Origin of the sequence: Thermus thermophilus HB8 (assembly GCF_000091545.1) — a bacterium.
Lineage (GTDB): Bacteria > Deinococcota > Deinococci > Deinococcales > Thermaceae > Thermus > Thermus thermophilus.
In genome coordinates, this window is the sequence record NC_006461.1 from 507,315 (window position 1) to 527,007 (window position 19,693).

At 68.6% G+C, this 19,693-nt stretch carries 23 protein-coding genes; 15 read left to right on the plus strand and 8 right to left on the minus strand.

Annotated features, from left to right (window positions below; genetic code table 11):
- Window positions 1–6 precede the first annotated feature (6 nt).
- The 3 genes from TTH_RS02830 to TTH_RS02845 all read left to right on the plus strand — a co-directional run bounded on the left by TTH_RS02830 (window position 7) and on the right by TTH_RS02845 (window position 2,936).
- A complete protein-coding gene (locus tag TTH_RS02830; protein WP_011228014.1) occupies window positions 7–1,527 on the plus strand; it encodes a glycine--tRNA ligase in 1,521 nt (506 codons plus the stop codon).
- Window positions 1,528–1,707: 180 nt separating this feature from the next.
- Complete coding sequence (locus tag TTH_RS02840; RefSeq protein ID WP_011172631.1) at window positions 1,708–1,944, plus strand: hypothetical protein; 237 nt, start codon at window positions 1,708–1,710, stop codon at window positions 1,942–1,944.
- On the plus strand, window positions 1,941–2,936 hold the full coding sequence (locus tag TTH_RS02845) for an aspartate-semialdehyde dehydrogenase (RefSeq protein ID WP_011228015.1): 996 nt from the start codon (window positions 1,941–1,943) through the stop codon (window positions 2,934–2,936). Before TTH_RS02840 ends, TTH_RS02845 begins: the two co-directional genes overlap by 4 nt.
- Here TTH_RS02845 and TTH_RS02850 read toward each other — a convergent pair.
- Complete coding sequence (locus TTH_RS02850; RefSeq protein ID WP_011228016.1) at window positions 2,923–3,630, minus strand: TlyA family rRNA (cytidine-2'-O)-methyltransferase; 708 nt, start codon at window positions 3,628–3,630, stop codon at window positions 2,923–2,925. The genes TTH_RS02845 and TTH_RS02850 overlap by 14 nt on opposite strands.
- Before the next feature lie 17 nt (window positions 3,631–3,647).
- On the opposite strand from TTH_RS02850, the gene TTH_RS02855 reads away from it, so the two are divergent.
- Window positions 3,648–3,959, plus strand: a complete 312-nt coding sequence (locus TTH_RS02855) for a DUF3234 domain-containing protein (RefSeq protein ID WP_011228017.1) — start codon at window positions 3,648–3,650, stop codon at window positions 3,957–3,959.
- Complete coding sequence (locus TTH_RS02860) at window positions 3,952–4,380, plus strand: hypothetical protein (RefSeq protein ID WP_011228018.1); 429 nt, start codon at window positions 3,952–3,954, stop codon at window positions 4,378–4,380. Before TTH_RS02855 ends, TTH_RS02860 begins: the two co-directional genes overlap by 8 nt.
- A gap of 90 nt (window positions 4,381–4,470) precedes the next feature.
- Here TTH_RS02860 and TTH_RS02865 read toward each other — a convergent pair whose 3' ends face one another.
- Both TTH_RS02865 and TTH_RS02870 read right to left on the minus strand, forming a co-directional pair.
- Window positions 4,471–6,117: a glutamine--tRNA ligase/YqeY domain fusion protein gene (locus TTH_RS02865; RefSeq protein WP_011228019.1), complete on the minus strand. Its 1,647-nt coding sequence runs from the start codon at window positions 6,115–6,117 to the stop codon at window positions 4,471–4,473.
- 13 nt (window positions 6,118–6,130) lie between these two features.
- Window positions 6,131–6,892, minus strand: coding sequence for an enoyl-CoA hydratase/isomerase family protein (locus tag TTH_RS02870; protein WP_011228020.1), 762 nt, complete (start codon window positions 6,890–6,892; stop codon window positions 6,131–6,133).
- A 94-nt stretch (window positions 6,893–6,986) separates the two neighbouring features.
- Here TTH_RS02870 and infC point away from each other — a divergent pair, with 94 nt between their 5' ends.
- The 6 genes from infC to mqnB all read left to right on the plus strand — a co-directional run bounded on the left by infC (window position 6,987) and on the right by mqnB (window position 11,008).
- Window positions 6,987–7,502, plus strand: a complete 516-nt coding sequence (gene infC, locus TTH_RS02875; RefSeq protein ID WP_014629997.1) for a translation initiation factor IF-3 — start codon at window positions 6,987–6,989, stop codon at window positions 7,500–7,502.
- 92 nt (window positions 7,503–7,594) lie between these two features.
- On the plus strand, window positions 7,595–7,792 hold the full coding sequence (rpmI, locus tag TTH_RS02880) for a 50S ribosomal protein L35 (protein WP_011172638.1): 198 nt from the start codon (window positions 7,595–7,597) through the stop codon (window positions 7,790–7,792).
- Window positions 7,793–7,803: 11 nt separating this feature from the next.
- Window positions 7,804–8,160 (plus strand): 50S ribosomal protein L20, encoded by a 357-nt coding sequence (rplT, locus tag TTH_RS02885; RefSeq protein ID WP_011172639.1) that lies wholly within the window; start codon window positions 7,804–7,806, stop codon window positions 8,158–8,160.
- Window positions 8,161–8,202: 42 nt separating this feature from the next.
- Window positions 8,203–8,673 (plus strand): COG2426 family protein, encoded by a 471-nt coding sequence (locus TTH_RS02890; RefSeq protein WP_011228021.1) that lies wholly within the window; start codon window positions 8,203–8,205, stop codon window positions 8,671–8,673.
- A complete protein-coding gene (locus TTH_RS02895) occupies window positions 8,670–10,331 on the plus strand; it encodes a glycerol-3-phosphate acyltransferase (protein WP_011228022.1) in 1,662 nt (553 codons plus the stop codon). The genes TTH_RS02890 and TTH_RS02895 overlap by 4 nt, the downstream gene beginning before the upstream one ends.
- Window positions 10,331–11,008 (plus strand): futalosine hydrolase, encoded by a 678-nt coding sequence (gene mqnB / locus TTH_RS02900; protein WP_011228023.1) that lies wholly within the window; start codon window positions 10,331–10,333, stop codon window positions 11,006–11,008. The genes TTH_RS02895 and mqnB overlap by 1 nt, the downstream gene beginning before the upstream one ends.
- A gap of 12 nt (window positions 11,009–11,020) precedes the next feature.
- On the opposite strand, the gene TTH_RS02905 is transcribed toward mqnB, so the two are convergent.
- Window positions 11,021–11,635: a superoxide dismutase gene (locus tag TTH_RS02905; RefSeq protein WP_011172643.1), complete on the minus strand. Its 615-nt coding sequence runs from the start codon at window positions 11,633–11,635 to the stop codon at window positions 11,021–11,023.
- 74 nt (window positions 11,636–11,709) lie between these two features.
- Window positions 11,710–13,110: a class II fumarate hydratase gene (fumC, locus tag TTH_RS02910; RefSeq protein WP_011172644.1), complete on the minus strand. Its 1,401-nt coding sequence runs from the start codon at window positions 13,108–13,110 to the stop codon at window positions 11,710–11,712.
- Between the two features lie 52 nt (window positions 13,111–13,162).
- Here fumC and TTH_RS02915 point away from each other — a divergent pair, with 52 nt between their 5' ends.
- The gene (locus TTH_RS02915; protein WP_011228024.1) at window positions 13,163–14,353 is read left to right on the plus strand and encodes a thiolase family protein; all 1,191 of its coding nucleotides are present in this window, start codon (window positions 13,163–13,165) and stop codon (window positions 14,351–14,353) included.
- Between the two features lie 10 nt (window positions 14,354–14,363).
- On the opposite strand, the gene TTH_RS02920 is transcribed toward TTH_RS02915, so the two are convergent.
- Together TTH_RS02920 and TTH_RS02925 are read right to left on the minus strand one after the other, a co-directional pair.
- Entirely contained in the window at window positions 14,364–14,672 is a 309-nt protein-coding gene (locus tag TTH_RS02920; RefSeq protein ID WP_011172646.1) for a DUF503 domain-containing protein, read from the minus strand.
- Window positions 14,673–14,705: 33 nt separating this feature from the next.
- A complete protein-coding gene (locus TTH_RS02925) occupies window positions 14,706–17,174 on the minus strand; it encodes a BamA/OMP85 family outer membrane protein (RefSeq protein WP_011228025.1) in 2,469 nt (822 codons plus the stop codon).
- Between the two features lie 45 nt (window positions 17,175–17,219).
- Between TTH_RS02925 and TTH_RS02930 the strand changes: the two genes are divergently transcribed.
- The 3 genes from TTH_RS02930 to TTH_RS02940 are packed head-to-tail and all read left to right on the plus strand — an operon-like array spanning window position 17,220 to window position 19,173.
- Entirely contained in the window at window positions 17,220–18,047 is an 828-nt protein-coding gene (locus TTH_RS02930; protein WP_011228026.1) for a purine-nucleoside phosphorylase, read from the plus strand.
- Window positions 18,048–18,076: 29 nt separating this feature from the next.
- On the plus strand, window positions 18,077–18,712 hold the full coding sequence (locus TTH_RS02935) for a YggS family pyridoxal phosphate-dependent enzyme (protein ID WP_011228027.1): 636 nt from the start codon (window positions 18,077–18,079) through the stop codon (window positions 18,710–18,712).
- A gap of 8 nt (window positions 18,713–18,720) precedes the next feature.
- On the plus strand, window positions 18,721–19,173 hold the full coding sequence (locus tag TTH_RS02940; protein ID WP_011228028.1) for a DivIVA domain-containing protein: 453 nt from the start codon (window positions 18,721–18,723) through the stop codon (window positions 19,171–19,173).
- Here TTH_RS02940 and TTH_RS02945 read toward each other — a convergent pair.
- Window positions 19,134–19,679 (minus strand): YdcF family protein, encoded by a 546-nt coding sequence (locus tag TTH_RS02945; protein WP_011172651.1) that lies wholly within the window; start codon window positions 19,677–19,679, stop codon window positions 19,134–19,136. The two genes, TTH_RS02940 and TTH_RS02945, sit on opposite strands and share 40 nt — an antisense overlap.
- Between the last annotated feature and the right edge of the window lie 14 nt (window positions 19,680–19,693).

Below are 19,693 nucleotides of genomic sequence, written 5' to 3' on the forward strand. Positions count from 1 at the left end.
ATTGGGATGCCTGCGAGCAGCCTGGACGAACTGGTGGCGCTGTGCAAGCGGCGCGGCTTCATCTTCCAAAGCTCCGAGATCTACGGGGGGCTTCAGGGCGTCTACGACTACGGGCCCTTGGGCGTGGAGCTTAAGAACAACCTCAAGCAGGCCTGGTGGCGAAGGAACGTCTACGAGCGGGACGACATGGAGGGCCTGGACGCCAGCGTCCTCACCCACCGCCTCGTCCTCCACTACTCCGGGCACGAGGCCACCTTCGCCGACCCCATGGTGGACAACCGCATCACCAAGAAGCGCTACCGCCTGGACCACCTCCTCAAGGAGCAGCCGGAGGAGGTCCTCAAGAGGCTTTACCGGGCCATGGAGGTGGAGGAGGAGAACCTTCACGCCCTGGTCCAGGCGATGATGCAGGCCCCCGAAAGGGCCGGGGGGGCGATGACGGCGGCCGGGGTTTTAGACCCCGCAAGCGGGGAGCCCGGGGACTGGACCCCGCCCCGCTACTTCAACATGATGTTCAAGACCTACGTGGGCCCCGTGGAGGACGAGGCCTCCCTGGCCTACCTGCGCCCCGAGACCGCCCAGGGCATCTTCGTCAACTTCAAGAACGTCCTGGACGCCACGAGCCGCAAGCTACCCTTCGGCATCGCCCAGATCGGCAAGGCCTTCCGCAACGAGATCACCCCCAGGAACTTCATCTTCCGGGTGCGGGAGTTTGAGCAGATGGAAATAGAGTACTTCGTCCGCCCGGGGGAGGACGAGTACTGGCACCGCTACTGGGTGGAGGAGCGCCTCAAGTGGTGGCAGGAGATGGGTTTAAGTCGGGAGAACCTGGTGCCCTACCAGCAACCCCCGGAGGAGCTCGCCCACTACGCCAAGGCCACCGTGGACATCCTCTACCGCTTCCCCCACGGCCTGGAAGAGCTCGAGGGCATCGCCAACCGCACGGACTTTGACCTGGGGAGCCACACCAAGGACCAGGAGGCCCTGGGGATCACCGCCCGGGTCCTCAGGAACGAGCACTCCACCCAGCGCCTCGCCTACCGCGACCCCGAGACGGGGAAGTGGTTCGTCCCCTACGTGATTGAACCTTCCGCCGGGGTGGACCGGGGGGTCTTGGCCCTCCTCGCCGAGGCCTTCACCCGGGAGGAGCTTCCGAACGGGGAAGAGCGCATTGTCCTCAAGCTCAAGCCCCAGCTCGCCCCCATCAAGGTGGCGGTGATCCCCCTGGTGAAGAACCGCCCGGAGATCACCGAGTACGCCAAGCGCCTCAAGGCCAGGCTCCTCGCCTTGGGCCTGGGGCGGGTGCTCTACGAGGACACCGGCAACATCGGCAAGGCCTACCGCCGCCACGACGAGGTGGGCACGCCCTTCGCCGTCACCGTGGACTACGACACCATCGGCCAGAGCAAGGACGGCACCACCCGGCTCAAGGACACGGTCACGGTGCGGGACCGGGACACCATGGAGCAGATAAGGCTCCACGTGGACGAGCTGGAGGGCTTCCTTCGGGAGAGGCTTAGGTGGTAGGCTGGAGGAACGATCAGTTCTTGAGGGACCCGAAGTGGCGCAAAACCGGAAGCACTGGAAGGAGGTTCTGGCTCAGCTGGAGGCGCGAATAGAGGAGCATTGGCGGAAGATCCGGGAAGAGGAAGCTAGACTTCAACCCAACTGGGGCGTCATCGCTCACTGGGAGCGGGAGATCCGGGCATGGGAAAAAAGAAGGGAACGCATCTTACGGCGCCTAGGCAGGAGGTCCTAGGCATTCCCGAGCCGATCTGGCGGGAGCTTTGGGAAGAGGTGGAGCGGGCGCGGGCGCTTTACCAGGAAATGCAGGTGGCCCCTTCCCGCGAGCTGGAGCGGGAACTCTTTGGCGCCTTGACCCACCTGGTGGGCCACGTGAGCGCCATGTGGGAAGAGGCCGAGTTTTTGGAGGAGGACGCATGAGGGTAGCCGTGGTGGGGGCCACGGGGGCCGTGGGGCGGGAGATCCTCAAGGTCCTCGAGGCCCGAAACTTCCCCCTTTCGGAGCTCAGGCTCTACGCCTCTCCCCGTTCCGCCGGGGTGCGCCTCGCGTTCAGGGGCGAGGAGATCCCCGTGGAGCCCCTACCCGAGGGGCCTCTCCCTGTGGACCTCGTCCTGGCGAGCGCCGGGGGGGGCATCTCCAGGGCCAAGGCCTTGGTCTGGGCGGAGGGCGGGGCCTTGGTGGTGGACAACTCCAGCGCCTGGCGCTACGAGCCCTGGGTGCCCCTGGTGGTGCCCGAGGTGAACCGGGAGAAGATCTTCCAGCACCGGGGGATCATCGCTAACCCCAACTGCACCACGGCCATTTTGGCCATGGCCCTTTGGCCCTTGCACCGGGCCTTCCAGGCCAAGCGGGTCATCGTGGCCACCTACCAGGCGGCTTCCGGGGCCGGGGCCAAGGCCATGGAGGAGCTCCTTACCGAAACCCACCGCTTCCTCCACGGGGAGGCCCCCAAGGCCGAGGCCTTCGCCCACCCCCTGCCCTTCAACGTCATCCCCCATATAGACGCCTTCCAGGAGAACGGCTACACCCGCGAGGAGATGAAGGTGGTCTGGGAGACCCACAAGATCTTCGGAGACGACACCATCCGGATCAGCGCCACGGCGGTGCGGGTGCCCACCTTAAGGGCCCACGCCGAGGCGGTGAGCGTGGAGTTTGCCCGCCCCGTGACCCCGGAGGCGGCCCGGGAGGTCCTCAAGGAGGCCCCGGGGGTGGAGGTGGTGGACGAGCCCGAGGCCAAGCGCTACCCCATGCCCCTCACCGCGAGCGGCAAGTGGGACGTGGAGGTGGGGAGGATCCGGAAAAGCCTCGCCTTTGAAAACGGCCTGGACTTCTTCGTGGTGGGGGACCAGCTCTTGAAGGGGGCCGCCTTAAACGCCGTGCAGATCGCCGAGGAGTGGCTTAAGGGCGCCTGAGCCAAAGCCAGTACTCTAGGTTCCCCTCCTTTCCCGGGAGGGGGCTTTCCTTTTCCCCCAGGACCTGGAAGCCAAGCTCTAGGGCCTTTTCCCGCACCCGCCTTAGGGCCTCCCGCCGCTTCGCCTCCTCCCGCACCACCCCCTTGTGGGCCTTTGGCCCCAGCTCAAACTGGGGCTTCACCAGGACCAGGGCCTCCCCTTGGGGCTTGAGGAGCTCCAGGACCTTGGGGAGGAGGAGGGTGGAGGAGATGAAGGAAACGTCCATCACCACGAGGTCCACGGGCTCGGGCAGGACCAGGGTGCGGGCGTCCTGTTCCTCCAGGGCCACCACCCGGGGATCTTCCCGGAGGCGGGGGTGGAGCTGGCCCTTGCCCACGTCCACGGCGTAGACCCGCCTCGCCCCCCGCTCCAAAAGGACCTGCGTGAACCCCCCGGTGCTCGCCCCGAGGTCGGCAGCGACCTTGCCCCGGGGCTCCACGGGGAAGGCCTCCAGGGCTCCGAGGAGCTTGTAGGCCCCCCGGCCCACGTAGCGCTCCTCCGCCAGGAGCTCCACCCTGGCGCCTTCGGGCACGGGGTGGGCGGGCTTTTGCACCACCTTGCCCTCCACCCGCACCTTGCCCTCCTGGATCAGGCGCTTGGCCTTCTCCCGGCTTTCCACCAGGCCCCGTTCCACCAGGTAGCGGTCCAGGCGCACGAGGGTATTATGAGCGGGTGGCGCCTGACCTTTCCGGGACCTGGTACGTTTTGGAGGGAGACCCGGGGGAGCACCTGGTGGTGGAGGCTTTGGGGGAGAGGCTTTCCGGGATCTGGACGAGCCGGGAGCTGGCCGAGGCCTTCCTGGCCCACCACCCCCACCTGGGGATGCGGGTGAGCGCCTTGGAGAGCCGGGCCCTGAAGGAGGCCTACCTCCGGGCCCTTGGGATGCTCCAGGTGGAGGCGGTCATGGTGGACTACCGCCCCGGGACCCACCGGGCGCAGGTGGCTAGGGTGAAGGACCTTCTAGAGGAGGTGCGGCGTGCGTAGGCTTTTGGCGGCGCTTCTTTTGGTCTTGGCCTTCGGCGTGGCCCAGCGGGCCGAGGTCAGCGTGGGTAGCCCCTTCGGCCTCCAAGGGGGGGTGCGCTTCCCCCTCGTCCCCCTTCTCTTGGACGGGCGGGTCTACGGGGGGGTGGGCCTCGAGGCCATGGGGGGCGGGGTGGACCTCCTCCTCAAGCTCCCCCTCACCGACCTCTACCTGGGCCTTGGGGGCTTCTACGGCACGGGGCCTACCCTCACCTTCCCCCAGGAGGGGCGGGGCCAGGGGGGCGTGCGGGGGGTCTTGGGCACCTGGCTCAACTTGCCCCTGCCCCTCTTGGGGGCTTACCTCGAGGCCCAGCCCGTCTACTACCTGACCCCGGTCCAATCCTTCGGCGTGGGCCTGGCCTTGGGCCTGAGCGTGGGGCTTTAAAGCCACCCCAGGCCGGCCAAGGCCGGCCTGGGGACCCTGGCAAAAAGCCCTGGCGGGGATGTCCGGTGACGGCCGAGTGGGCGACCGGGGTCAGACCCTATACCCCTCTTTTAGGGGCACGATGCGGTTCATCACCAGGGCCTCGGGCCTCGAGTCCACGGGGTCCCGCCAGAAGTAGCCCAGGCGCTCCAGCTGGTAGCGGGTGTCCTCGGGGTCCTGGGCCACGCTCGGCTCAATGAAGCCCCGCTTCACCACAAGGGCCTCGGGGTTGAGGTTTTGCAGGAAGTCCCCCCCCTCCTCCGGGTCCTTGGTGCGGAAGAGCCTGCCGTAGAGCCTAAACTCCACGGGGAGGGCGTGGCGGGCGGAGACCCAGTGGATCACCCCCTTGGGCCTGACCCCGTCCTCGGGGTTCGCCCCCAGGGTGCCGGGGACGATCCGGGCCTTGAGGAGCCTCACCTCGCCCCCCTCTTCCACCACGTCCTCAAGCTCTATGACGTAGGCGTGCCTCAGGCGCACCCTCTGCCCTGGGGCGAGGCGCTTCCAACCTTTAGGGGGGTTGAGGCTGAAGTCCGTGCGCTCAATGTAGAGCTCCGGGGAGAAGGGAAGGGGCCTCGTCCCCTCCTTGGGGATGTCCCGGGGCCAGTAGGGGGCCTCTATCCACTCCTCCCCCTCGTAGTTGGTGAGGACCACCTTCAGGGGGTCCACCACGCCCAAGACCCTGGGGGCGATGGGGTTCAGGTCGTCCCGCACCACCTCCTCAAAGAGGTCCATCTCTATCTGGGCCTCGTTCCTGGAGATCCCCGTCTTGCGCACGAACTCCACGATGGCCTCGGGCCTCACCCCCCTCCGCCTCAGGCCCCTCAGGGTGGGGAGCCTGGGGTCGTCCCAGCCCGAGACGTACCCCCCTTCCACCAGCTTGATGAGCTTCCTCTTGGAGAGCACGGTGTGGCTTAAGTCCAGCCGGGCGAACTCGTACTGGTGGGGCCTGGGGGAGGTGGGAAGCCCACACTTCCCCTTGAGGTTCTCAATGACCCAGTCGTAGACGGTGCGGTTGTTCTCAAACTCCAGGGTGCAGAGGGAGTGGGTGACCCCCTCGATGAAGTCCTCCAGGGGGTGGGCGAAGTCGTACATGGGGTAGATGACCCACCGGTCCCCAACGTGGTAGTGGGGGGCGTGGACGATGCGGTAGAGCACGGGGTCGCGGAGCTTGAAGTTGGGGTGGGCGGGGTCAATCTTGGCCCTTAAGACCCGGCTTCCCGTGGGGAACTCCCCCCGGCGCATCCTCTCAAAGAGCTCCAGGTTCTCCTCCACGCTCCGCTCCCGGTAGGGGCTTGGCTTTCCCTGGGCCCGAAGCTCGCTCATCTCCTCCTCCGGGAGGTCGTCCACGTAGGCCTTGCCCTCCTGGATGAGGACCAGGGCGCATTGGTACATGGTCTCAAAGTAGTCCGAGGCGTAGAGGACCCGGGTGGGCCGGAAGCCCAGCCAGCGCACGTCCTCCTCAATGGCCCGGGCGTACTCCTCCTTCTCCGTCTCGGGGTTGGTGTCGTCAAAGCGCAGGTTGCACTCCCCGCCGTAGTCCTGGGCGAGGCCGAAGTTCAAAACGATGCTCCGGGCGTGGCCGATGTGGAGGTAGCCGTTGGGCTCCGGGGGGAAGCGGGTGACGAGCTTGGCGTACTTCCCCTCCTTGAGGTCCCGCTCCACGAGCTCGGTGATGAAGCACTCGGGGACAAGGCCCATAAGGAGAGTCTACTCAGAACCTGGGGGGCCGCTTCTCAAAGAAGGCCCGGATGCCCTCCTTCAGGTCCCCGGTCTCCCGCACCCAGGCGTTGGCGAGGGCGGCGAGGCGGAAGCCGTCCTCGAGGCCCATCCCCGGAAGGGCAAGGAGGAGCTCCTTGGTGAGGCGGAGCGAGGTGGGGGCGTTCTTCGCCACCTCCTCCGCTAAGGCCTTTGCCTCCTCCAGGGCCTTTCCGGGAGGGGCGATGCGGTTGACGAGGCCCAGGGCCTTGGCCTCCCTTGCCTCCACGAGCCTTCCCGTGAGGAGGAGGTCCTTGGCGGCCTTTTCCCCCACGGCCCGCACCAGGATCACCGAGACCAAGGCGGCCACGAAGCCGATCTTCACCTCGGTGTAGCCGAGCCGCGCCTCCTCGTCCATGACCACCAGGTCGCAAGCCAGGGCGAGCCCCGCCCCCCCGGCCACCGCCGGGCCGTTCACCGCGGCCACCGTGGGCTTGGGGTAGGTGTAGACGCGGTGGAAGAGGCGCATGAGGGAGAGGGAGTGGCGGTAGTTCTCCTCGGCGCCGAGCTCCGTGACCCTTTCCAAGAAGGCGAGGTCCGCCCCGGCGCTGAAGGCCTTGCCCCTTCCCGTGAGGACCACCGCCCGCACCCCGGGGTCGGCCTCCAGGTCGTCCAGGGCCTGGAGGAGGCTTAAGGCCATCTCCGGGGAGAGGGGGTTGCGCCTTTCCGGATCGTTGAGAAAGACCACGGCCACGTGGCCCTTTTCCACCTGAACCATGGCCCCATTGTAGCCGAGGGGGTTTCTTGCTAAACTTCACCTTAGCCCGCAAACCCTTTGACCGAGGAACGGAGCGGGCTGGGAGGTGATGTAGATAAAGGAGTACCTGACCAACGAACGCATACGCGCCAAACAGGTTCGCGTCGTCGGTCCCGACGGCAAGCAGCTCGGCATCATGGACACCCGGGAGGCCCTGCGCTTGGCCCAGGAGATGGACCTGGACCTGGTCCTGGTGGGCCCCAACGCCGATCCGCCCGTGGCCCGGATCATGGACTACTCCAAGTGGCGCTACGAGCAGCAGATGGCGGAGAAGGAGGCCCGGAAGAAGGCCAAGCGCACCGAGGTCAAGTCCATCAAGTTCCGGGTAAAGATAGACGAGCACGACTATCAGACCAAGCTGGGCCATATCAAGCGCTTCCTGCAGGAGGGCCACAAGGTCAAGGTGACCATCATGTTCCGGGGACGGGAGGTGGCCCACCCCGAGCTCGGGGAGAGGATCCTCAACCGCGTGACCGAGGACCTCAAGGACCTCGCCGTGGTGGAGATGAAGCCCGAGATGCTGGGGCGGGACATGAACATGCTCCTCGCCCCGGTGAAGGTCTCCGCCTAGACCCCGCCCAGGGGCCTCTGGTATAGTGGGGGGGCTTTGGGGAGCACCCAAGACCCCCTTTGTGGGGGCGCTTCCCAGGGCGGAGGAGGCTTATGCCGAAGATGAAGACCCACAAGGGCGCCAAGAAGCGGGTCAAGATCACCGCTTCGGGCAAGGTCGTGGCCATGAAGACGGGGAAGCGGCACCTCAACTGGCAGAAGTCCGGGAAGGAGATCCGCCAGAAGGGGCGGAAGTTCGTCCTGGCCAAGCCGGAGGCGGAGCGGATCAAGCTCCTCCTCCCCTACGAGTGAGGGGGTAGAGGATGCCGCGCGCCAAGACCGGCGTCGTCCGCCGCAGGAAGCACAAGAAGATCCTGAAGCTGGCCAAGGGGTACTGGGGCCTGCGCTCCAAGAGCTTCCGCAAGGCCCGGGAGACCCTGTTCGCCGCGGGGAACTACGCCTACGCCCACCGCAAGCGGCGCAAGCGCGACTTCCGCAGGCTCTGGATCGTGCGCATCAACGCCGCTTGCCGCCAGCACGGGCTCAACTACTCCACCTTCATCCACGGGCTGAAGAAGGCGGGGATTGAGGTGGACCGGAAGAACCTGGCGGACCTCGCGGTGCGGGAACCCCAGGTCTTCGCCGAGCTGGTGGAGCGGGCCAAGGCCGCCCAGGGCTAAAGGGCCCTTAGAGGCGCCGGGGAGCCCCGGCGCCTCCCTCTCATGCCCTTCCCTCCCGAGGTCTACGTCCTTCTGGTGGCGGCCCTCCCGGTGGTGGAGCTCAGGGGGGCGATTCCCCTGGGGGTGGCCCTGGGCCTTTCCCCTTGGGAGAGCTTCCTTTGGGCCCTCTTGGGGAACCTCCTCGTGGTGCCCCTGGCCCTCGGCCTCTTTCCCTGGGCGGTGGGGCTCGCCACCCGGGTGCCCCTTTTCGCCCGGGCGTGGTGGGCCCTCGAGGCCCGGGTCCGCCTCAAGGGCGAGGCGCAGGTCCAGCGCCTGGGGGCCTTGGGCCTCTTCCTCTTCGTGGCCGTGCCCCTGCCGGGGACCGGGGCCTGGAGCGGGGCGGTGCTCGCCGTGGTCCTGGGGGTGCGCAGGCGCTACGCCTTCCCCGCCCTCGCCCTCGGGGTGGTGGCGGCGGGCCTCCTCGTCCTCCTCCTCACGGGGGGGACGGTGCACGGGCTAAACTACCTGCGATGACCGCGCTTCTCCTTTCCCTCGCCTACCTCGTGGGGGCGTTGCCTTTGGGGTACTGGCTTGCCAGGCGGCGCGGGGTGGACCTGCGCACGGCAAGCCCTTACACCCTGGGCCTGGAAAGCGCCCTCAGGCGCCTGGGCCTGGGCCTTCTCCTCCTCTCCTTCCTCCTGGACTTCCTCAAGGGCTACCTGCCCCTTCTTTTGGGGCGGGCTTTGGGGTTGGACCTCGCCGGCCTCCTCGCCCTGGGGGTGGCGGTCTACCTGGGCCACCTCTACCCCCTCTTCTTCCGGGACCCCTGGCCCCTAAGGGCCAAGGGGGCGGGGGTCCTCCTCGGGATCCTCTCCGGCCTTCCCCTCCCGCCCGCCTTAGGCCTCGTCCCCGTGGCCTTAGGCCTCGTCCTCTACGCCCTCACCGGCTACGCCTCCCTGGCCGCCTTGGGGCTTCCCCTGGGGCTTTTGGGGGCGACGCTTTTCGGGGGGTTCGGCCTTGCGGAAAGGCTTTCCGCCCTCGCCCTCTTCCTCCTCGCCCTCTGGCGCTACAAGGAGAACCTGGGGCGGGTCCTCGAGGGCACGGAACCCAAGCTCGGCGACCCCCTGCCCCTCCCCTCGGAGAAACAGGTGGTCTGCGCCTTCCTCATCCACCCCCTCACCGTGGAGGACTTCTGGCAGAGCCCCCGCTTCCGCTGGCTCAGGCCCCTGGTGCGCCTGGGCCTCCTGAAGCAGGAGTGGATAGAGCGCCTCGCCGAGCGCTTCCGCCCCATGAAGGTGGGGGAGGTGCGGGGGGTGCGGACGGCGGACGGGCGGGAGGTCCTATGCCACCTGATCTCCGCCCCCCTCCTTCCCCACCAGATCAAGGCCAAGCCGGAGCTCGCCGTGCGGCGGGCCATCCAGGGGGCGCGGCTCGCCAAGGAGCTCGGGGCCACAGTGGTGGGCCTCGGGGCCTTCTGGAGCGTGGTGGGGGAGAAGGGGAAGAGGGTGCAGGAGGCGGTGCCGGGCATTGAGGTGACGAACGGCGGCGCCTACACCGCGGGCACCGTCCGCGCGGCCATCCCCAAGATCCTCGCCCACTTCGCCCAAAGCGGCAAGGACCTGAAGGGGGCCACGGCGGCCGTGGTGGGGGCGAACGGGGTGGTGGCCTTCGGCATCGCCCGCCAGATCGCCCCCTTGGTGGGGCGGCTCATCCTGGTGGGGCGGGACTTGGAAAGGCTTAAACGGGCGGCGGAAAGCCTCCGGAAGAACCTGGAGCGCAAGGGGGAGGCCCCCGAGATCCTGGCCACCACGGAGATCGCCGCCATACGGGAGGCCGACCTGGTCTTCACCGCCACCAGCGACCCCAATCCGGTGATCTACCCCGAGCACGTGAAGCCCGGGGCCTGGATCTACGACGAGGGCGTCCCCCCTGACGTCCACCCCTCCGTCAGGGAGGTGCCGGGGGTTAGGGTCACCCCCGGGGGGGTGGTGCGGCTTCCCGGGGAGGCGAGGGCCACCCTGGACCTCCACTTCGGCGCCCCCGACCAGGTCCCCGCCTGCCTCGCCGAGACCATGATCCTGGCGGCGGAGGAGGCCTTTGACCGGAAAAGCCTCGGGGGGGAGGTCCGGGCGGAGAACGTCCAGTTCTTCGTGGAGCGTGCCGAGGCCTTGGGGTTTAGGGTGGTGGAGTAGTGTGGCTCCTCCTTTCCCCCACCCGCCTCGAGGCCCCCTTCCTGGAGGGGGAGCCCTTCGCCTTCCTGGCCTGGCGGGGCCTTAAGGGAACGGGCTTCGTCTACCTGGAGACGGGGATCGGCAAGGTGAACGCCGCCATGGCCCTTGCGGCCTACGCCGCCCGAAACCCCGTGGAAAAGGCCCTCCTCTTCGGCCTCGCCGGGGCCTACCCCGGGGGGCCTTCCTTGGGAGAGGCGGTCTTGGTGGAGGAGGAGGTGGAGGCGGATCTGGGCCTTAAGGAGGGGCTAGCGCCTTTGGGCTTTCCCGCCTTGGCCCTTGGGGAAAGGCGCTACTTCAACCGCTTCCCCTTAGACCCCGGCCTCACCGGGGAGCTCGCCCGGGGGCTTGGCCTAAAGGTGGCGGTGGGCCTCACCCGGGACCTGGTCTCGGAGACCCCCGAGGAGGCCCTGGCCCTGGCCCGGCGGTGGGGGGCCTCCCTGGAGAACATGGAGGGGGCGGCCTTCGCCCGGGCCTGCCTGGCCTTGGGGGTGAGGGGAGCGGAGCTCAGGGCCCTTTCCAACCCCGCCGGGGTGCGGGACAAGGCCCACTGGCGCACCAAAGAAGCCCTTTCCGCCCTGGCCCGGGCGGTAAGGCGGCTCCTCGCCGAAGAAGGGGGGGCCCGTAGGCCCCCCGGCTGAAGGCTATGGGGATCAGGCCTTCTTGAAGAACTCCTCGGCCACGTCCCAGTTGAGGACGTTCCAGATGGCCTGGAGGTAATCGGCCCGGCGGTTCTGGTACTTGAGGTAGTAGGCGTGCTCCCAGACGTCAATGCCCACGATGGGGGTGAAGCCCTCCATCACGGGGTTGTCTTGGTTGGGGGTGGAGAGGACGTGGAGCTTGCCGAAGGGGTCCTTCACGAGCCAGGCCCAGCCCGAGCCGAACCGGCCCATGGCCGCCTGGGTGAGCTTCTCCTTGAGGGCCTGGAAGCCCCCGAACTGCTCGTCAATGGCCTTCTTCAGCTCCCCCACGGGCTCCTTGGCCCCCCCGGGGGTGAGGAGCCTCCAGAAGAGGCTGTGGTTCAGGTGCCCGCCCCCGTTGTTGCGCACGGCGGTCTGGATGTCCTGGGGAAGGGCGGCGAGGTGCCTCAGGAGGACCTCCACCTCCACCCCGTGGAGGTAGGGGTACTTCTCCAGGGCGGCGTTGAGGTTCGTCACGTAGGCCCCGTGGTGCTTCTGGTGGTGGATCTCCATGGTCTTGGCGTCAATGTGGGGCTCGAGGGCCTCGTAGGGGTAGCCTAGGTCAGGAAGCTTGAACGGGTACGGCATACTTCACCTCCGCTTCCCACTATAAAGGAGGCCACCCCCTGGGGGGTGGCCTTCCTCACAAAGCCCCTTGCCGCCTACGCCCCCTCGTGGGGCTTGGCGAGCCTCATGGGGACCACGATGCGGTCAAACTCCTCCTCCGTGAGGTAGCCGAGCTCGAGGGCCGCCTGCTTCAGGGTCTTCTTCTCCTTGAGGGCCTTCTTAACGATCTCCGCCGCCTTGTCGTAGCCGATGGCCTTGTTGAGGGCGGTGGCCAGCATGGGGTTCTTCTGCAGGTGCTCCTCAATGCGCTCCAGGTTGGGCTCAATCCCCTGGGCCAGATGGGCGTCAAAGGAGGCCACGGCGTCCGCGAGGAGGTTGATGCTCTCCAGGGTGCTGTAGGCCATCACCGGCTTGTAGACGTTGAGCTGGAAGTTCCCCTGGCTTCCCGCGAAGGCCACGGTGTGGTCGTTGCCGTAGACCCGGACCACCACCATGGTGAGGGCCTCCACCTGGGTGGGGTTGACCTTCCCCGGCATGATGGAGGACCCGGGCTCGTTGGCGGGGATGGTGATCTCCCCAATGCCCGCGTAGGGGCCGGAGGCGAGCCAGCGGACGTCGTTGCCGATCTTCATCAGGGCCCCGGCCAGGGTGCGGATGGCCCCCATGACGTTGACCAGCTCGTCGTGGGCGGCCAGGGCGGCGAAGCGGTTCTCCGCCACCCGGAAGGGGAGCCCCGTCTCCTCCGCGAGGTACTTGGCCACGAGCTCCCCAAAGCGGGGGTGGGCGTTGAGGCCCGTGCCCACCGCCGTCCCGCCGATGGCGAGGTTGTAGAGGCCCTTTTCCATTTCCTTGACGGCGGCGAGGGTGGTCTTGAGCTGGGCGGCCCAGCTGCCGATCTCCTGTCCCAGGGTGATGGGCACGGCGTCCATCAGGTGGGTCCGCCCCACCTTGACGATCTGGTCAAAGGCCTGGGCCTTGGCCGTGAAGGTCCGGATCAGGCCTTCCACCGCGGGATAGAGCCTCTGGTGGAGCGCCAGGGCCACGGCCACGTACATGGCGGTGGGGAAGGTGTCGTTGGAGCTCTGCCCCCGGTTCACGTGGTCGTTGGGGTGGACGTACTTGCTCCCCAGAGGCTTCCCCAGGATCTCCGAGGCCCGGTTGGCGATGACCTCGTTGACGTTCATGTTGGTCTGGGTGCCGCTGCCCGTCTGGAAGACCACCAGGGGGAAGTGGTCGTCCCACTTCCCCTGGACCACCTCCTCGGCCGCCTGGATGATGGCCTTGGCGATCTCCTCGGGGAGCTCCCCGAGCTCCAGGTTGGCTCTCGCGGCCGCCTTCTTCAGCATCCCGTAGGCCCGGATGATCTCCAGGGGCATGCGGAAGCGGTCGGTCCCGATCCTGAAGTTCTCCAGGGAGCGCTGGGTCTGCGCGCCCCAGTACTTGTCCGCCGGCACCCGCACCTCGCCCATGGTGTCCCGCTCAATCCGGTATTCCACAGGGCACCTCCCAAGGGGATTCTACCCCCAAGGCTCGGCGTATGATGGGGGCATGCGCGAGGTGTACGTTGTCGCCGCGGTGAGGACCCCCATCGGCAAGTTCGGGGGGGTCTTCAAGGACGTAAGCCCCGTGGACCTCGGCGCCCACGCCATGCGGGAGGCCTTGGCCCGGGCGGGGGTGGAGGGAAAGGCCTTGGACCTCTACATCTTCGGCAACGTCCTCAGGGCCGGGCACGGGCAGCTCCTCCCCCGGCAGGCGGCCCTGAAGGCGGGCATCCCCAAGGAGGTGGACGGGTACCAGGTGGACATGGTCTGCGCCTCGGGGATGATGGCGGCGCTCAACGCCGTCCAGTTCCTCCGCACCGGGGAGGCCCACCTCGTCCTCGCCGGGGGGATGGAGTCCATGAGCCAGGCGGGCTTCTACCTCTCCCACCGGGCCCGGTGGGGGTACAAGTTCCTCCTGGGCGCCCCGGAAAACCTCCAGGACATCCTCCTGCGGGACGGGCTTTCCGACCCCTTCACCGGGGAGGCCATGGGGGAGCAGGCGGAAAGGCTCGCCCAGGACCACGGGGTGACGCGGCGGGAGATTGACGAGGCCGCCTACCTTTCCCACAAGAGGGCGGCGGAGGCCACGGAGAAGGGCCTCTTTGCCTGGGAGATCGCCCCCATGGAGGTCCAAGGGAGGAAGGGCCCGGTGGTGGTGGACCGGGACGAGGGGATCCGGCCCGAGACCACCCTGGAGTCCCTCGCCGCCCTCAGGCCCGCCTTCAAGAAGGACGGGGTCCTCACGGCGGGGAACTCCAGCCAGATTTCCGACGGGGCGGCGGCCCTCCTCCTCGCCTCCGAGGAGGCGGTCAAGGCCCACGGCCTGAAGCCCATCGCCAAGGTCCTCGGAGGGGCCTGGGCCGCCGGGGAGTCCTGGCGCTTCCCCGAGGCCCCCATCCCCGCGGCCAAAAGGCTCTTGGACCGTTTGGGGATGCGGGTTTCCGACTTCGGCCTCTTTGAGAACAACGAGGCCTTCGCCCTGAACAACGTCCTCTTCAGCCGCCTTCTGGACGTCCCCTACGAGCGGCTCAACGTCTTCGGAGGGGCGGTGGCTTTAGGCCACCCCATCGGGGCGAGCGGGGCGAGGATCCTGGTCACGCTCCTCAACGCCTTGCGGGCGAAGGGGGAGGAGCGGGGCCTCGCCGCCATCTGCCACGGGACCGGGGGCTCGGTGGCCTTTGCGGTGGAGGTGGTGTAGCGGGGCGCCCCTAGAGGAGCCCGTCCAGCTCAAAGGCCTCGAGGCGGAACTCCTCCAGGGCCACCTGGAACCCCCCCGCCTCCGCCAGGAAGCGGGCCGCGGCCCGCATCGTCTCCTCCACCCAGGCGGGGTCGTTGCCGAGGAGGGTGAAGCCCACGACCTCGTAGCCCCAGGCGTCCAGGCCGTAAAGCCTTGCCGCGGAGACGGGGAAGCGGGCCTTGAGCCTCTCCAGGGCCGGCTTGATGAGGGCCCGCTTTTCCTTGAGGCTCCGGGCCGGGGTCTCCAGCCTGGCGGTGTAAAGGCCGAGGTAGGCCTTCATGGCGGTTAAGACCAGTATGCCCCTCGAGGTCCCTTAGAACATGGGCCCGATGCGGAAGTGGATCCGCCCCGTGGGGCTTTCGGGGCTGAAGGCGTAGTCCAGCCGCAGGGAGGGGAGGAGGGCCCCGAAGACGTCCAGGTCCAGCTGGACCCCGATCCCCGCGCCCCACTTCACCCCCCCGGTGTTGTCGGCGAGGCCCAGGTCGGTGAAGAGGATGCCGTAGAGGTTGGTGCCCCCTTGGGGGGAGAGGCGGAAGTCGTAGCGGTACTCCACGCTCGCGGTGGCGAAGGAGAGGCCCCCGTACTTCCGGTCCTCGTAGCCCCTGAGGAGGAGGGCCTCGGAGCCGCCTCCGGAGAGGTAGAAGCGCTCGCTTTCCGGCGGGTAGCCCAAGAGGGTCCCCGCGGAGAGGCGGAAGGCGAGGGCCTGGCGCTTTTCCGCGTCCAGGGGCAGGTAGGTCTTGCCCGTGGCCACCAGGGGGACGAAGAAGCTCCGCCCGCCTGCGTCGGGCAGGGAGAGGCCGAGGCCGGTGGCGAGGCTCGCCTCGTACCCCTGGGTGCGGAACCGGGGGTCGTCCACGTCCAGGTAGGCCAGGGTGGTGTCCAGGCGGACGGTCCAGCCGGCGTCCGGGAGGAGGGTGCGCACGTGGGTGGGGTCCTTGTAGGTGCTGGCGCCCGGGGGGTCGCAGGGGGGGCTTGTGTCCGCGCCGGTGGCGTCGCAGGGGGCGTTGGGGTCGTAGACCTCCAGGAGGTAGGTGGAGCGCCGGAGGGAAAGCCCCAGGGAGGTCCGCAGGTTGCTGAGGTCGCGGGAGAGGGGGCGGCTTAGGGAGAGGGACGCCCCGGTGCGCCGCTCCGTGTACTCCCAGCCCGTGTCCGTGGTCCCGTCCAGGAGCTTGGTGTTGCCGATGGGGGTGCTGTAGAGGCTGAAGGCCAGGCTGGTGCGCACCTCCTTGAGGTCCAGGTAGTCCAGGTAGAGCCAGGGGACGGTGTAGGCGGCGGAGAAGGAGAGGTTGTCCCGGGCGTCGTTCTGGATGAAGGCGAGGTCCAGGCTCACCTGGTGGGCCAGGCCGAAGAGGTTGGTCTCCTTGAAGGCGAGGCTTCCCGACCAGCCCTCCAGGGAGCTCCAGCCGATGGCGGGTTGGAAGAGGCCGGTCCGCGCCTCCTTGAGGCCCAGGACCACCACGGCCTCGTCCGGCTTCTCCCCGGGGGCGAGGGAGACGCGGGGCGGCTCGGCGAGGAGTCCCGTGGCCATGAGGCGGGCGATGGCCTTCCTGAGCTCCTGGACGTTCAGGAGGCTTCCCGGCTTGGGAAGCTCCCGCAGGACGACCTCGTCCCGGGTGCGGTGGCCTCCCTGCCACTCCAGGCGGTACCCCCCGATCTTGAGCTCCACCACCTCCAGGCGGTAGACCCCGTCCTGGAAGCTGTAGCGGACGTCCGCCACCTCGTAGCCCTCCTCCCGGTAGCGCTCGGCCACGCGGGCCGCGTCCTCCTGGGCGAGGGCGGGGGTGTAGACCTCCCCGGGCTTGAGGCGGAGGAGGCCGAGGAGGGCCTCGGTGGGAAGGGCGGTGTTCCCCGAGACCTCCACCCGCTCAATCCTCCCCCCCTCCGGGCCGAGCTCCAGGCGCACCACCACCTCGTCCCCCTGGGGGAGGAGGGTGAAGTTCACCACGCGGGAGAGCTTCCGGGAGAGGTCCTGGACCCCTTCCAGGAGCTTGGCGTAGTTGAGGTAGTCCCCGGGCTTCAGGGGGAAGCCCTCGAGGTCCAGGCCCTCCCCCTCCACCCGGGCCACCTTGAGCTCCCGCACCCGCACGGTGAGGACGCCCTCCTCCAGGGTGGAGGCCTCGGGGTCGGGGCCGCTAAAGCGGTAGCCCGCTTCCTCGTACCGCTTGGCGATGGCCCTTAAGGCCTCCTGGTACTTGGCGAAGTCAAAGCTTCCCTTGAGGGCCTCGAGGCCCTTGCGGAGCTCCTCCTCGGGAAGGAGGCTTACCCCGAGGAGGCGCACCGCCTTCACCTCCGGGCCCTCCTCCACCCGGAAGGTGAGGGCGATCCCCTCCTTGTCCTCCTTGGCCTCCACCGCCACCTTGGGGGTGAAGGGGAAGCCCGCTTGCCGGTAGGCCCGGGCCAGGGCCTCCGCGGCCTCTTGGGCGCGGACGGGGTTGTAGGTCGCCCCCTTGCCGATGGCGAAGTTCTGCTCCAGGAAGGTGAGGAGCCGCTCCTCGGGGAAGGCCTCGGTCTCCACCCGGACCGCGGCGATGGGGGGGTTGGGGACGAGGACGATCTTGAGGACGTCCCCCTCCAGGGCGAGCCGGACGTCCCGGAAGTACCCCGTTTCCAGGATGGCCCGCCTCGCGGCCTCCAGGTCCTGGGGCTCCTCCCCCACCCCAAAGGGGAGGGCGGCCCGGGCCAGGGCCTGGAGGATGGGGTCCGCCCCCTCTACCACGATCTCCCGTAAGGGGGCCGCGAGGGCCGTAAGGGCCAGAAGGCCCAGGGCGAGAAGCCGCTTCATGGCCGGAAGCTTACCCAAAGGCCGTTAAGCCTGTGTGAGAGTAAAATGCCGGGTATGGAGCTCTACGACAAGATCCAGGAGGCCGTGGCCTACGTCCGCTCCAAGACGGACTTCGTCCCCGAGGTGGGCCTGGTTTTGGGCTCGGGGCTCGGCCCCTTGGCCGACGAGGTGGAGAAGGTGGCGGAGATCCCCTACGGGGAGATCCCCCACTTCCCCGTCTCCACCGCCCCGGGGCACGCCGGGAGGCTCGTCCTGGGGCGCCTCGAGGGCAAGCCCGTCTTGGTCTACAAGGGCCGGGTCCACTACTACGAGGGCTACTCCGCCGAGGAGGTGGTCTTCCCCGTGCGGGTGGGCTTCTTCCTCGGGGCCAGGACCTTCCTCCTCACCTCCGCCGCCGGGGGGCTCAACCCCCGCTTCCGGGCGGGCGGGATCATGCTCCACCTGGACTACATCAACTTCGCCGGGGCGAACCCCCTAAGGGGCCCGAACGACGAGCGCCTGGGCCCCCGCTTCCCCGTGATGTTTGAGGCCTACGACCCGGAGCTCATAGAGCTCGCCCGCAAGGTGGCGCGCAGGCAGGACCTCCACCTCTTTGAGGGGGTCTACGCCTGGTTCATGGGGCCGAGCTTCGCCAGCCGGGCGGAGCTTAAGCTTCTGCGGGAGCTCGGGGCGGACGCCATCGGCATGTCCACCGTGCCCGAGGTCATCGCCCTCCGCCATCTGGGCGCCCGGGTTCTTGGGCTATCCACCATCACCGACATGGCCGTGCCCGAACGGGAGCACCACGCCACGGAGGAGGAGGTCCTGCGCGTGGCCGCGGAGACGGGCCCCGTCTTCCGCCGGTATGTCCGGGGGATCCTCGCCGAGCTCTGAGGCCGCGCGGCGCGGGAGGCGAGGGGCGCATGGGGCTTCCCCAGGTTCTGGAGCGCATCGCGCGGGCCTGCCGCTGCGCGGGGCGCAGGCCCGAGGAGGTCCGCCTCGTGGCGGTGACCAAGGGGCGCTCGGTGGAGGAGATCCGGGAGAAGGTCCTGGCTTACGGAACCTTTCCCCTGGGGGAGAGCCGGGTCCAGGAGGCCCTGAAGAAGATGGACCTCCTCCAGGCGGAGTGGCACCTCGTCGGCCACCTGCAGCGCAACAAGGCCAAGTTCGCTCCCCGCTTCGCCCTCGTCCACTCCCTGGACTCCCTGCGCCTGGCGGAGGCCTTGGAAAAGGTGGGGGAGAAGGCGGGGGTGCGGCTTAAGGTCCTGGTGGAGGTGAACCTGGGCCGGGAGCCGCAGAAGCACGGGGTCTTGGAGGAGGAGCTCCCCGAACTCCTCCACCGCCTCCGGGAGATGCCCCACCTCGAGGTCCTGGGCCTCATGACCGTGCCCCCCATCGGCCCCGAGGCGGTGGTCCGCCCCATCTTTCGCAGGCTTTCCGAGCTTGCCGACCGCTATGGCCTGCCCGAGCGCTCCATGGGCATGTCCGACGATTACGAGTGGGCCGTGGAGGAGGGGGCCACCTTGGTGCGCGTGGGCCGGGCCCTTTTTGTAGACTAGGGGCGTTCATGGACCTTTCGCCCTTGGACGTACGCTACCAGGAGTTCCCCAGGGCCTTTCGCGGCTACCACCGGGGGGCGGTGCGGGAGTACCTGGCCCGGGTCGCCGAGGCCATGGAGGCCCTCATCCGGGAGAACGAGGTCCTGAAGGAGCGCCTTCGGGCCCTGGAGGAGGAGAACGCCCGCCTCAAGGAGGCGGAGGGGGAGCTCAAGCGGGCGGTGGTGGCCGCCGAGCGGATCGCCCGGGAGCTCAAGGCCCAGGCGGAGCGGGAGGCGGAGCTCTTGCGTAAGGAGGCCCAGGCCGCCAAGGAAAGGCTCCTCCAGGAGGCCGCCCAGGAGCTCAAGCGCCTCCGGGCGGAGATTGAGCGGGCCCGCCAGGAGAAGGCCCTCTTCCTCGGCCAGGTGAGGGCCCTCTTTGAGGGCTATCTGGAGGCGTTGAAGCGGCTGGAGAAGACGCCCTGAGGCCTTAGGCCCAGGTAGAGCCAGAGGCGGTAAAGGGCCTCCTTGGCCCAGTAGCCCAGGGGGTAGTTCCCGGGCACGGGGTACCCCTCGGCCTCCAGGCCCAAAAGCCGGGCCAGGAAGAGGGCCCGGGGAAGGTGGGGGGCGTCGGTAACGAGGAGGAGGCGCCCCTCGAGGTGGGGTTTGAGGAAGAGGAGGTTCTCGTAGGTGCTCCGGCTTCGGGTCTCGCAGAAAAGGGCCTCTTCGGGCACGCCCCGGGCCGCGAGGTAGCGGCAGCCCACCTCCCCTTCGCTATAGAGGTCCTCCGGGGCCTTGCCCCCGGCCACGGCGATCCTCCGCCCCCGGCCTTCCCGGAAGAGGTGGAGGGCGGCCTGGAGGCGGCGCTCCAGGGCGGGGGAGGGCCTGCCCCCGTACTGGGCCGCCCCCAGGACCACGATCCAGTCGTAGGTCTCCTGGGCGTAGGCCGGAAGGAGGGCGAGGAGGAGAAGCCAGAGGACCACCCGCCCCATCTTACCGGCCTTCC

Bases quoted from the DNA above. Each gene is read 5' to 3' on its own strand.
- TTH_RS02830 (WP_011228014.1), top strand. From the start codon at position 7: ATGCCTGCGAGCAGCCTGGACGAACTGGTGGCGCTGTGCAAGCGGCGC.
- TTH_RS02840 (WP_011172631.1), top strand. From the start codon at position 1,708: ATGGGAAAAAAGAAGGGAACGCATCTTACGGCGCCTAGGCAGGAGGTC.
- TTH_RS02845 (WP_011228015.1), top strand. From the start codon at position 1,941: ATGAGGGTAGCCGTGGTGGGGGCCACGGGGGCCGTGGGGCGGGAGATC.
- TTH_RS02865 (WP_011228019.1), bottom strand. From the start codon at position 6,117: ATGGGCCTTGTCCCCGAGTGCTTCATCACCGAGCTCGTGGAGCGGGAC.
- TTH_RS02870 (WP_011228020.1), bottom strand. From the start codon at position 6,892: ATGGTTCAGGTGGAAAAGGGCCACGTGGCCGTGGTCTTTCTCAACGAT.
- rpmI (WP_011172638.1), top strand. From the start codon at position 7,595: ATGCCGAAGATGAAGACCCACAAGGGCGCCAAGAAGCGGGTCAAGATC.
- rplT (WP_011172639.1), top strand. From the start codon at position 7,804: ATGCCGCGCGCCAAGACCGGCGTCGTCCGCCGCAGGAAGCACAAGAAG.
- TTH_RS02890 (WP_011228021.1), top strand. From the start codon at position 8,203: ATGCCCTTCCCTCCCGAGGTCTACGTCCTTCTGGTGGCGGCCCTCCCG.
- TTH_RS02895 (WP_011228022.1), top strand. From the start codon at position 8,670: ATGACCGCGCTTCTCCTTTCCCTCGCCTACCTCGTGGGGGCGTTGCCT.
- TTH_RS02905 (WP_011172643.1), bottom strand. From the start codon at position 11,635: ATGCCGTACCCGTTCAAGCTTCCTGACCTAGGCTACCCCTACGAGGCC.
- TTH_RS02915 (WP_011228024.1), top strand. From the start codon at position 13,163: ATGCGCGAGGTGTACGTTGTCGCCGCGGTGAGGACCCCCATCGGCAAG.
- TTH_RS02920 (WP_011172646.1), bottom strand. From the start codon at position 14,672: ATGAAGGCCTACCTCGGCCTTTACACCGCCAGGCTGGAGACCCCGGCC.
- TTH_RS02925 (WP_011228025.1), bottom strand. From the start codon at position 17,174: ATGAAGCGGCTTCTCGCCCTGGGCCTTCTGGCCCTTACGGCCCTCGCG.
- TTH_RS02930 (WP_011228026.1), top strand. From the start codon at position 17,220: ATGCCGGGTATGGAGCTCTACGACAAGATCCAGGAGGCCGTGGCCTAC.
- TTH_RS02935 (WP_011228027.1), top strand. From the start codon at position 18,077: ATGGGGCTTCCCCAGGTTCTGGAGCGCATCGCGCGGGCCTGCCGCTGC.
- TTH_RS02940 (WP_011228028.1), top strand. From the start codon at position 18,721: ATGGACCTTTCGCCCTTGGACGTACGCTACCAGGAGTTCCCCAGGGCC.
- TTH_RS02945 (WP_011172651.1), bottom strand. From the start codon at position 19,679: ATGGGGCGGGTGGTCCTCTGGCTTCTCCTCCTCGCCCTCCTTCCGGCC.